This is a genomic window from Streptomyces sp. NPDC058964, from assembly GCF_042741275.1.
Lineage (GTDB): Bacteria > Actinomycetota > Actinomycetes > Streptomycetales > Streptomycetaceae > Streptomyces.
The window spans coordinates 1-10,887 of record NZ_JBHYKH010000306.1 but is presented as its reverse complement, the minus strand read 5'-3'; the positions used below and the strand labels follow the sequence as shown (position 1 = coordinate 10,887).

Genomic DNA, 10,887 nt, shown 5'->3' with positions numbered 1-10,887 from the left:
CCTCCTCGCGCGGGGGGGGTGTGGGGGGGCGGGGGCGGGGGGCGCGGGCCCCCCCCCCCCGCCCCCGGGGCTCAGTCGAGGTAGTCGGCGACCAGAGCCGCGAAGTCCTCGGGGGCCGCGAGGCGGATGCCGAGGGTTTCGGCCTTGGCCCTTTTCGAACCGGCCCCCTCTCCGGCGACGACCAGGGTGGTCTTCTTGGAGACACTGGATGAGGAGCGGCCGCCGGCCCGTTCGACGAGTTCGTTCATCTGGTTTCGGCTGAGGGCTTCCAGCCGGCCGGTCATCGCTCCGGTGACCACGACCGTCATCCCTGCCAGCGGTCCGGCCTCCGTCGCCGTGCCCGGCGAGGTGGGGTCGGCGTCGTCGTCCGCGGGAGGGATGGCGCCGGGCTCGGTCATGTTGACTCCGGCGGCGGCCAGTTTGTCGATGAGCGGGGCGAGTTCGACGAGTTCGGCGACGATCGAAGGCGCCTTCTCGGTGCCGATGCCGTCCACCCGCTGGATCGTTTCGGCATCGGCCGCGCGGATGTTGTCCATCGTGGCGAAGTACCGGGCGATACGCCGCGACATGGAGCGTCCGGTGCCGCGGACACCGAGCGCGCACAGCACCCGGGACAGCGGCTGGTCCTTGGCCCTGGCCAGTGCCGCCAGCAGATTGTCGGTGCTGGTCTCGCCCATTCGCTCCAGGCCGAGGAGTTGGTCGCGGGTCAGCGTGAACAGATCGGCGAGGTCCTTGACCAGGCCGGCTTCGACGAGCTGGACGACCCGGGTGTGGCCGAGGCCCTCGATGTCGAGCTGGTCGCGACCCGCGGCGTAGGAGAGGGAGGCGACCAGGTGACAGTTGCGTCCGTTCTCGCAGCGCCAGCGCTGCTCCCCGGTGTCGATGCCGGAACCGCATCTCGGGCACACCTCCGGGAAGACGATGGGCTGCTCGTCACCGGTACGCAGGTGCGCGACGGGGGCCTCGACTCGGGGGATGACATCGCCCGCCCGGTGCACCATGACGTGGTCGCCGAGGCGCAGGTCGCGGCGCGTGATGTCGGCGGGGTTGTGGAGGGTCGCGTAGGTGATGGTGGAGCCGTCGATCTCAACGGGTTCCAGCACCGCGCGGGGAGCGACGATGCCGGTCCGGCCCACGTTCCACTCCACCTCCAGCAGGCGGGTGATCTTCTCCACCGCGGGCAGCTTGTAGGCGATCGCCCAGCGCGGGGCCCGCGAACCGGACCCGGCCGCCCGCTGGTCGGCGGCCAGATCGGCCTTGACCACGATCCCGTCGATCCCGAAAGGCAGTTCGGCCCGCAGGGCAGCGATCTCCTTCACCCGGGCCAGGACCTGTTCGGCCGAGTCCGCGGTGACACCGGGTACGGCGGTGGTGGCGGTCGTGCTGACGCCGAGTTCGGCGGCCCGGCTCATGAGGTCGCTGTGCGCGAGTTCGCCCAGCCGGGCGGCGAGCTGCTCCTCGGTCTCGGCCAGGGGCAGGAGGCCGTAGCCGAAGAACGTCATCGGCACGGTGTAGGCGCGGTCCTTCGCGCGGAGCGTGCCGGCCGCGGCGTTGCGGGGGTTCGCGAACGGCTGGCCGCCGTGCGCGGTGCGTATCTCGTTGGCGTGCTCGAACTGGGCGGCGGTCATGAGCACTTCGCCACGCACCTCGACCGTGATCGGTTCGGCCAGTTCGTCCGGCAGGCCTTCGACGGTGCCGATCGCGTGCGAGACGTCCTCCCCGGCCGTCCCGTCGCCGCGTGTGATCAGCCGGCTCAGGCGCCCGCGGGTATAGCGGGCGGCGATCGCGAGACCGTCCAGCTTGGGCTCGACGCTGAACCGGGTGACGTCGTGGCCGATCCTACGAGCCAGCGATGCCGTCCAGGCGGTGAACTCCTCCGACGAGAACACGTTGTCCAGGCTGAGCATCGCCACCGTGTGCGGGACGTCCCCTTCCACGGCTCCGCCCGCGACCTTCCCGGTCGGTGAACCGGGCAGCACCTGGTCGGGGTGGTCGGCCTCCCACGCGGCGATTCCGCGCACCAGCCGGTCGTAGGCGTCGTCGTCCAGTGCTGACGTACCGCCCTCGTAGTAGGCGGCCGAAGCCTTCACGGCGTCCTCGACCGCCTGCGCGTAGGCGGCGCCGTCCACGATCACAGCTACAGGTGTTGTCATACCCGTCATCCTGCCTGCCACCACTGACAATGCCCCTCCGGCAGCGAAGGGGAGCGCGCCATGCGGCAGGAGCGGCCACCACGTGTGCGCGGCTCCGCCCACCGCGCTCCGCGTCCCAGCGGGGCACGCGAAGGAGGCCGCGCACACGTGGTCCTCCCGGCCGCACGTGCGGCTGCTCACCGCGCCGGCACGGACCTGCCCGAGGAGGGCCTCGTCCCGAGCGGAGGCCGTGGCGGCCGCTGCACCCGCAACCGGACGGCCGAGGACGGGATCGAGATGTCCCTTCCACACGCCGACTGCTACCCGCTGCCTGCTCGCGGGCATTCCGCGTGTGCTGCAACCCCGGGACGCCCCACGGGCGATCGACCCGTCCGCGCTCTGCGCGCTTGCCCGTGGCACTCGTTGCCGGACAGGTCCTCCTTCGGGGCCGGGCCCGGGTGGCGCTCGACGCACCGGAGGAGGACCGGTGTTCGTCAGGGCAGCACGTCGGCCGGGCCGGGACCGTCCGGCGGGTCGACGGCCGTGGGCGGTTCCGCGCGATCTCCCGGCACCGGTCCGTCGTCCTGTTGCCGGACCGGTTGCCCGTCACGAGGAGTGGGCACGGGCGAGTTGTCGCCGACCGGCGGAACGGGCCGAGCCGGGGCATCGGCGGGCGGGAGCAGAAGTGGTGCCGGGGGGTCGGCGGGCGGGAGCAGAGGTGGTGCCGGGGGGTCGGTTTCGAGGGCGCTCGGCCGCTGCGCCTCCCACGGCGCGGGCGGCGCGTCCTCCGTGGAGCTCTCGGCGTACGGAGTCGCCTGCCGGACCTCCACCCGGAGCGTGTCGTGCCCGGCGGACTCCGCCGCCGTGCGCAGACGTGGCTCCGCCTCTTCCATGGTGTTCACGACCAGCACCGCTGCCGAGGGTCCCTCGTCGCCCGGGTCGAGTTTCATGAGCGGAACGTCGATCCGGTCGTCGGCGTCCGGGTCGTACGAGACCCACACCGCGATCTCGGCCTCGGCGACGTGAAGGGTCACGGCGGGGTCGGGGAACGCTCGTCGTGCGGTCAGGGCCCGCAGCAGTGGCTGCGCCGGGGCCAGCACGGCACGGACGTGCTCGGCGCCCGGATGACCGAGATCCGTGAGGCACCGTTCCACGAAGCCGGTGAGTTCCCGGCACAACCGGTCGGTGGAGCGCAACGGCCCCTGCACCAGGACACGTTCGAATCTCACAGTCGTTTCCCGCCGTTCTGGTATGCCTCTACGTAGTTGCCGCCGCTGCGCAGCAGGTCCTCTTCGACGTCGAAGATCCGGTCGAGCGCCGCGTCGAGCAGGTCCAGGCCGATCGACGGCGAGGTGTCCGCGAGTGCTCCGGCCAGCACGACGACGTGTCGCAGCGCCCGGCCCGACAGTCCCTCCGTCCGTGTCACGAGCGTGTGCCAGGACCGGTCGTGGACCTGTCGCGCCGCCGCCAGCGCGGAATCGACGTCGTAGGCGGCGGAGAGCGCCCCGAGAGCGTCGCGCAGGATCAGGGACCGGGCCTCGGCGTCCGGCAGCGGGATCTTCACGGCGAAGTCCACCCGCTCGCGTACCGCGCGGTCGAGCGAGCGCGGGGTGTTCGTGGTCATGACGAAGAGGACCCCGGGGCACTCCTCCACGCACCGGTCCAGGGACTCCATGAAGGCGTTCACCTGGAACAGCGCGTCCACCGGGTTCGACTCCAGGCTGATGGACGAGCGGTCGGTGCCCAATGTCTCGATCTCGTCGAGCAGCACGAACACGGGATGGTCGGACTGGGCCGCCTCCCGGATGCGGGCGAAGGCCTCCAGCACGCGCTGCTGGCCTCCGCCGCGCACGCCGCTGAACAGGGCGTGGGTGTTGACGTGGAGGAAGAGCACGGGGGCCGGCCTGCCGGCGTCGGCGTCGGCGTAGGCCGCCGGCAGGCCGCGGGCCAGGCTCGTCTTGCCGCACCCGGGCGGTCCGTACAGCAGCACGCTGCGGCGCAGCCCGAGTGCCTGGGCGGGTACCTTCGCCATACGGGCGAGGGTGCGTGTGTAGGACAGCAGCAGTGCCCTGAGCTCGTCCGGCACGATCACGGTGTCCCAGCAGGCGCGCAGCCTGTCGGCCTGGTCCGGCAACCAGGACACGGTGAGCAGGTCGGTGTCGGCTCGCGTCACGCGACCTCCCCGAGGTCCGCTTCTTCTCCATCGGTGCTCAGCGCGTTGAGCAGCCCGTCGACCACCTTCTCGGTCAGGTGGGGCGCGGCGGCGAGGTCCGTGTGCGCGGCACGCAGACCCTTCTCCACCAGTGCGCACAGCTCGGCCAGGTCGTCCGTCTCCCCGACGCTCAGCTCGTGCTGCCTGCCGTGCAGCAGATAGTTCACCCGCATTGCGGATCCCTCCCTCTCGTCCGGCCCCGCCGTCAGGACCACATGAACATCCGGGTCTGCACGGCCGCCGTGTCGATCACGTCGCCCACGTCGCGCCGGGCGAGGTGCTGCACGCTGCCCAGGGTCGTGGTCTGCCAGCCCTGTACGTCCGGTGCCCCGTCGGCGAGCGACACGATGACCCGGTAGCTGCAACCGGCGTAGCTGCCCAGGGAACTGGTAACCGACTTCACCCGGTCGATGTCGGTGCGGTGTCTCTCGTCGCCCTCGGAGGCGTAGACGATGTTCAGGTCCGCGCGGCAGCGGACCGTGCTGGACTTCGGGTCGAAGATCTCCAGGTAGGCGGCCTCGAGCTTGCGCATGCTCAGCCAGGTCCGCAGGCCGTTCTCGACGACGGGCTGGATGGTGGCGAGTTCCGTGACGTCCAGACCCACGTCGGAGATGGTCTCGTAGAAGATGCGCACGATTTCGTTGGCGGTGTAGACCATCGCCCGGGATGTGACGTTGACGCTGGTCCGTACATGGACCCCGGATACCGGCACGGAATTCCCCCTTGATGTGCGCGCGGAGCGCGGGAGACCCGGAACCGGCCAGGTGGATCTCTCCGTGTCCGTTGCGAAGTCGGTGCAGTTCGACCGGTCACCCAGTAAATACCTCGGAGGTCGTGCCGCCGGATGATGTCCGGCGGTCACCGCAGAACTGGTCAGACGCGTCCGATCCCGCTACCGGCATTGGCGTAGGGAATGCGGGGGCCGATTCACACAGGCCTCACAAGTCGGCGCACAATCCCGCGGAATGCTGAAAAGTGCGCCCCCTGTACGCCGGCGCGCCCTAGGGGGAGGGGCGCGGGCCGGAGCCTCAGTCCTCGTCGGCGTCAAGTCCCGAACTGTCGGAACATGACCGTGCCGTGCGCGGCAGGCCTACTTGAGGGGGCGGTGGGGCGGGCTCCGCCGTCACCGGAGGTGCCCGCGGCGCCGCTGGGATCGGCCGGTTGTTTCGGGCGGTCGGTTGAATCGGTGGATAGGATTTGGGTGTGGATGAACCGCATGAGTGGCTCTGTTCAGGGGTGTGCGCGAGCACAGGGCTTCGGCCTGTACGGCCGACCGTGCTGTGCCCGGCAGTGGGGTGACCGCCTGGCGGGACGGGGTGAAGTGTGATGGGCGGGACGTTGGACCTGGTGGGGACGCGGATTGCGGGCTACGAGGTTCAGCGCGAGATCGGGCGCGGGGGAATGGCGGTCGTGTACTGCGCGAGGGATCTGCGCCTCGACCGGACCGTGGCGCTGAAACTGCTGGCCCCGGAAATGGCAGGCACCGACACGTTCCGCCGGCGTTTCACATATGAGTCGCGGGTGGCCGCGGCCATCGACCATCCGCACATCGTGCCGATATTCGAGGCCGGTGAGACGGATGGCCTCCTGTATATCGCGATGCGATATGTTTCAGGACTCGATCTGCGCGCCCTGCTCGACCGGGACGGCGTGCTGAGCGTGGAGACCGCGCTCCGCATCGCGGGTCAGGTCGCGTCGGCGCTGGACGCGGCTCATGAGCATGATCTGGTGCACCGGGATGTGAAGCCCGGCAACATCCTGGTGGCGCGGGGCACGGACAGTGACCATCCGGAACATGTGTATCTCACGGATTTCGGGCTCACAAAGAAGTCTTTGTCCCTGACGGGGTTCACGACCGTGGGGGAGTTCGTCGGCACCCTCGACTACGTGGCGCCCGAGCAGATTTCCGGTCGTCCCGTGGACGGCCGCTGTGATCTCTACAGCCTCGCCTGTGTCGTCTGCGAGATGCTCGCGGGCAGTCCTCCGTTCCGCCAGGAGGACGACATCGCGCTGCTCTGGTCCCATCAGTTCGACCCGCCGCCCGCGCTGAGCGGGATGCGGTCGGGTCTGCCCACGGCGTTCGACGACGTGGTCGCCAAGGCGCTCGCGAAGGTTCCCGAGGATCGTTACGAGTCCTGCCTGGAATTCGTGGGTGCGCTGCGGGCGGCCGCGGGCGGTTCCGGTGCGGGTCTGCCCGCGCAGGACCGGTTCGTTTCCGGGGTGGTCACGGCGGCGCAGCACACCGGAGCGGTCCCGGAGCCGCCGGCCTGGGCGCGGCCCGTCCTGGGCCGCCCCGAACCCGCTCCTCACCCTCGTTCACGGTGAGGTCCTGGTCTCAGCCCTCGCCGAGGAACTGCTCCGCCCACACGGTCTTGCCGGCGGAGGCGTGGCGGGTGCCCCAGCGCTGGGAGAGCTGCCCGACCAGGAGGAGACCTCGTCCCCCTTCGTCGAAGGTGCGGGCGCGACGCATGTGGGGGGCGGTGTCGCTGGAGTCGAACACTTCGCAGGTGAGCGTGTTGTTGTCGTGGATGAGACGGAGCTGGATGGGGGGCCGCCCGTAGCGGATGGCGTTGGTGACCAGCTCGCTGACCACGAGTTCGGTGATGAAGGCGGCCTCGTCCAGGTGCCAGGCGGTGAGCTGGTCGGTGGCCTTCTGCCGGGCGTTCGCGACGGTCGCCGGGTCGAAGGGCAGCTCCCAGGTGGCGACGCTGTCGGCGTCCAGGGCCTGCGTGCGGGCGATGAGCAGGGCGATGTCGTCGTCGGGACGGTGGGTGAGCATGGCGGCGAGGACCCTGTCGCAGATCGCGTCCAGGCTCGTCGCGGGACGGACCAGGGCGGCGAACATGGTGTCCAGGGCGTCGTCGATGTCGTGGTCCCGGGGTTCGAGCAGACCGTTGGTGTAGAGGGCGATCAGGCTGCCCTCGGGCAGTTCGGTGTCGAAGACTTCGAAGGGCAGACCGCCCAGGCCCAGCGGCGGACCGGGCGGGACGTCGAGGAAGCGGACGGCGCCGCCGGGGGTGACCACGGCGGGCGGCGGGTGGCCGGCCCGGGCAAGGCTGCAGTGCCGGGAGACGGGGTCGTAGACGGCGTACAGGCAGGTGGTGCCGACGCCGCCGGCGGTTTCGGCGGCGTTGTCGGCGCCTGCCTCCTCGGCGGACAGGTGGATCACCAGGTCGTCGAGGTGGCTGAGCAGTTCGTCGGGCGGTAGATCGACATCGGCCAGGGTGCGGACCGCCGTGCGGACCCGGCCCATGGTCGCGGAGGCACGCATGCCGTGGCCGACCACATCGCCCACGACGAGGGCGACCCGGCTGCCGGACAGCGGGATCACGTCGAACCAGTCACCGCCGACGCCCGCCTGGCTGACGGAGGGCAGATAGCGGGTGGCGATGTCCATGGCTCCCTGTTCCGGCAGCGTCTGGGGGAGCAGGCTGCGCTGCAGGGCCATGGTGGTGGTGTGCTCGCGCTTGGGGCGGCGGGTGCTGTGGATGCTCGTGGCCGCCTTGGCCGCCAGTTGTCCGGCCAGCCAGAGATCGTCCGCGTCGAAGGGGTCCGATTGCCGATGGCGGCCGAACAGGGCCACGCCGAACAGAGTCCCGGCGGCCCGGATCGGCACCACCATCAGTGAATGCGTCCGGCAGCCGCGGATCCAGGCGACCTCGGGATCCTCCCGTGCCCAGCGGACGAGGGCGTCCTCGTCCCCCGAGTACAGCCCGCTCTCACCCTTGACCAGACACCGGGCGGCCGGTGACCAGGCGGGACAGCGCCGCGCTCGGCCCGCGGGCCGGGGCGGGGCGTGCTCGTCCGGTACCGACTGCACGGCCGCGCGGCTCAGGGCGAGGCCGATGTCCGACCAGGCGGAGGGCGGCTTTCCGTACCGGGGGGCGTCGAGCAGGTCGACGGTGCAGACGTCGGCGAGCCGGGGTACTGCGATGTCGGCGAGCTCCTGAGCGGTCCGGTGGGCGTCGGCGGTCGTGCCGATGTTCGTCCCGGCGTCGCTCAGCAACTGCATCCGCCGGCGGTTGAGCTCCTGTGCTGGATGAGGGTGCGCCGTCAGGCAGACGGCTCGTACCTGTCCCGCGGTGTCCTTCAGCGGCTCGAGCCTGGCCTGCCAGGAGCGCTCCGGTCGCACCGGGTCCAGACGGAGCGGAACATCCTGTGGCTCACCGCCTTCGAGGATCGACCGCATCCTCGTCTCCGCCTCGTGACTGGGCGGGTACGGCGCGATCTCCGGCAGGCGCAGCCCGCGCACGGTCTCCTCGGTGACGGACAGGGCACGTTCCAGCGCGGCGCTGGCCCTGACCAGTCGCAGATCCCGGTCGAAGACCGCCATCACACAGGGAGCGCGGTCAAAGGCCCATTCTCCCAGCCCTCTGCCGCTGTCGGCATGCCACGGCCCCGTCACGGCGGACACGATCAGCCACTCGGAGCCCCTGGCCTCGTCCGAGGCGTGGCGGTGCGCCAGCACCTCCCGCTCGATCCGGTGACCGTCCCGGTGGCGCAGCGCCACGGTGCCGCCCCACTGTCCGCGTGCCGCCGCCTCCCGCCACGCTCCTGACGCGACCTGGCCCGGATCGTCGGCGAGCAGGCGTGAGGCGCGGCGTCCCACGACCTCCGAGGGCTGGTAACCGAGCAGCCGCACGGCGCCCTCGCTCCATCCCGTCACGAGGCCCTGTTCGTCGACGGTGGCCGTGGCGGAGTAGGTCCCTGGGGGCACAGTGTGCGTCTGAGCCTGTGCCTGCTTCCTGGGAGGGGTGGGAAGTCGCTCCATCGCCGCTCATCCTTCGACGAACCTGCACGGCCTGGGCCTCCTACCCAGCATGATCCTGCAGGCCACGGAGCACCAATCCGCCGTCCTGTGGCCGCGGGGTCGTACCGACCGCCGATCGCTTCGGCTCACGGCTCCCGTACGGGCGGGGGTGTGGCGACCTTCCCGCCCGGCGTTCCCTGTGACACGCCTGTGACAGTCGGCGGACACCGTGATGACGTCGGGCTAGCAAAGTATTTGGAAACGGACAAATTGCAGTTATCGGGCATGTGTCCTGCTTCCGTCGACGCGAGCAGCGATGGCCGAGCCGATCTGTCAGAGGAAACCCCATGAGCCTCACCGTCACCATGCCGCACGACGAAGCCACCGTCCCCGCGCTGGCCCCGCGCGAGCGGGAGACCCTGCAGCACATCGCCGCAGGTCGCACCTACCTGCAGACGGCTCGCCACATGGGACTGTCCAAGCACACGGTCGACGCCTACCTCCGTCGAATCCGCGCCAAGCTCAACATCAACAGCACCGCCGAGCTGACCCGGCTGGCCATCGCCATGGGTCTGTGACCCACTGCGCCCGGCCATCGCCGCCGCCGTCCACCGGGGACTCCGGCAACCCGGTCGCCCGCGGCCGGAAACGCGACCACGCACCACGACCCTCGCGCGTGCGCCGTCGGACCACATCCGTGAAGTCCCTTACCCGGGGCCACGGTTGCCGCCGCCCGCCGCCGACGAGGTCGTGGCAGGCGCCCGGACCTGGTCAGCGCAAGGTGGGCACGCCACCGCCTTCCCTCTGCCCGACCCCGACTCCGGGCAGTCCCCTGCTCCATCGTTCGGTGATCTCGGCGAGCCGGTTCGGATCCAGGGGGCTCTGGCCGAGGCCGATGGCGTACGTCGCCGATGCCGGGCCGGTCTCGAACGGGCGGGGCCAGGCGTGCGCGTCCGTTGCGCCGGCCTCGTCGAGGGCCGTGAGCAGGGCGCGGATCCGACCCCGCAGCCGGCCCCTGGTCTCCTCGAACTCCTCGGCTCCCGCCGGTCGTACGGTCAGGACCAGCCAGGCGGCGTGCCGACGGTGCAGCGGAGGGGCCGACAGCAGGTCGGGCACGGGGCCGGTGCCCGTTCCCGCCGCTGTCTCCAGGATCTCCCAGGCCCGGTAGAGCTCGTGCGTCAGGAGGTCGCGGAAGCCGGGTCCGACCTGCGCCGTGCACAGCCGCACCGGGTCGGTCGGGGTCAGGACGGACACCGCCGCCTGCGGTCCGGTGTCCGGGCCGGCGTCTGCGGCCACGAGGGTGACCGGGCTCCGCCAGTCCCAGGCGGCCCAGGTCCCGAAGAAGTGCCGGAGCAGCTCATCCGTGGGGAGACCGGGCGCCTCACGTGTCGTTCGGGCGGCCATGACGGACCAGGCCAGGCCCGGCAGTCCGCCGAACGGGGCGGAGTCGAGGCCGCGTGCCCTCGCCCACGCCTTCACCCGGGCGGCGAGTCCGACGAACGCGGCATGGTGGCCGTCGACAAAGGCGCGTACCGCCCGCGCGTCGCTGACCGCGCTCAGCGCGATCGCGGCCGCCTCGCCGAGCTCGGTGCGCCGGTCCACCGCCTCGGTGGGGGCGAGCGTACCGGTGCCGACCAGGGTCAGATCGACGTCCAGACCGCCGACGCTCAGCCGCAGGCCCGGCACCCTGGCCCCGGTCACGTGCCGGACCCGGGTGGCGTCGGGCAGCGCCGTGGTCACGCGGGCCGTTACATCGGCGCTGCCGCCGCGGCGCGGTACGGCCGCGCACCGGT

9 protein-coding genes are annotated in these 10,887 nt (G+C 71.3%); 2 read left to right on the top strand and 7 right to left on the bottom strand.

Features of this window, described 5'->3' with window-relative positions; genetic code table 11:
• Positions 1–71: 71 nt before the first annotated feature.
• The 5 genes from ligA to ACFW2E_RS30270 all read right to left on the bottom strand — a co-directional run bounded on the left by ligA (position 72) and on the right by ACFW2E_RS30270 (position 5,056).
• Entirely contained in the window at positions 72–2,153 is a 2,082-nt protein-coding gene (gene ligA / locus ACFW2E_RS30290) for an NAD-dependent DNA ligase LigA (RefSeq protein ID WP_384470261.1), read from the bottom strand.
• A gap of 473 nt (positions 2,154–2,626) precedes the next feature.
• Complete coding sequence (locus ACFW2E_RS30285) at positions 2,627–3,361, bottom strand: hypothetical protein (RefSeq protein ID WP_384470260.1); 735 nt, start codon at positions 3,359–3,361, stop codon at positions 2,627–2,629.
• Positions 3,358–4,305 (bottom strand): AAA family ATPase, encoded by a 948-nt coding sequence (locus ACFW2E_RS30280; protein ID WP_384470259.1) that lies wholly within the window; start codon positions 4,303–4,305, stop codon positions 3,358–3,360. Before ACFW2E_RS30280 ends, ACFW2E_RS30285 begins: the two co-directional genes overlap by 4 nt.
• A complete protein-coding gene (locus tag ACFW2E_RS30275; protein WP_384470258.1) occupies positions 4,302–4,517 on the bottom strand; it encodes a hypothetical protein in 216 nt (71 codons plus the stop codon). The genes ACFW2E_RS30280 and ACFW2E_RS30275 overlap by 4 nt, the downstream gene beginning before the upstream one ends.
• 32 nt (positions 4,518–4,549) lie before the next feature.
• A complete protein-coding gene (locus ACFW2E_RS30270) occupies positions 4,550–5,056 on the bottom strand; it encodes a hypothetical protein (RefSeq protein WP_384470257.1) in 507 nt (168 codons plus the stop codon).
• Positions 5,057–5,670: 614 nt separating this feature from the next.
• On the opposite strand from ACFW2E_RS30270, the gene ACFW2E_RS30265 reads away from it, so the two are divergent.
• Positions 5,671–6,669, top strand: coding sequence for a serine/threonine-protein kinase (locus tag ACFW2E_RS30265; RefSeq protein WP_384470256.1), 999 nt, complete (start codon positions 5,671–5,673; stop codon positions 6,667–6,669).
• 10 nt (positions 6,670–6,679) lie between these two features.
• Here the strand turns inward: ACFW2E_RS30265 and ACFW2E_RS30260 are convergent, their stop codons facing one another.
• A complete protein-coding gene (locus tag ACFW2E_RS30260; protein ID WP_384470255.1) occupies positions 6,680–9,115 on the bottom strand; it encodes a SpoIIE family protein phosphatase in 2,436 nt (811 codons plus the stop codon).
• Between the two features lie 326 nt (positions 9,116–9,441).
• On the opposite strand from ACFW2E_RS30260, the gene ACFW2E_RS30255 reads away from it, so the two are divergent.
• Positions 9,442–9,672, top strand: coding sequence for a response regulator transcription factor (locus ACFW2E_RS30255; protein ID WP_384470254.1), 231 nt, complete (start codon positions 9,442–9,444; stop codon positions 9,670–9,672).
• A 193-nt stretch (positions 9,673–9,865) separates the two neighbouring features.
• Here ACFW2E_RS30255 and ACFW2E_RS30250 read toward each other — a convergent pair.
• A partial coding sequence (locus tag ACFW2E_RS30250; RefSeq protein ID WP_384470253.1) for a poly(A) polymerase occupies positions 9,866–10,887 on the bottom strand: 1,022 nt, incomplete at its 5' end.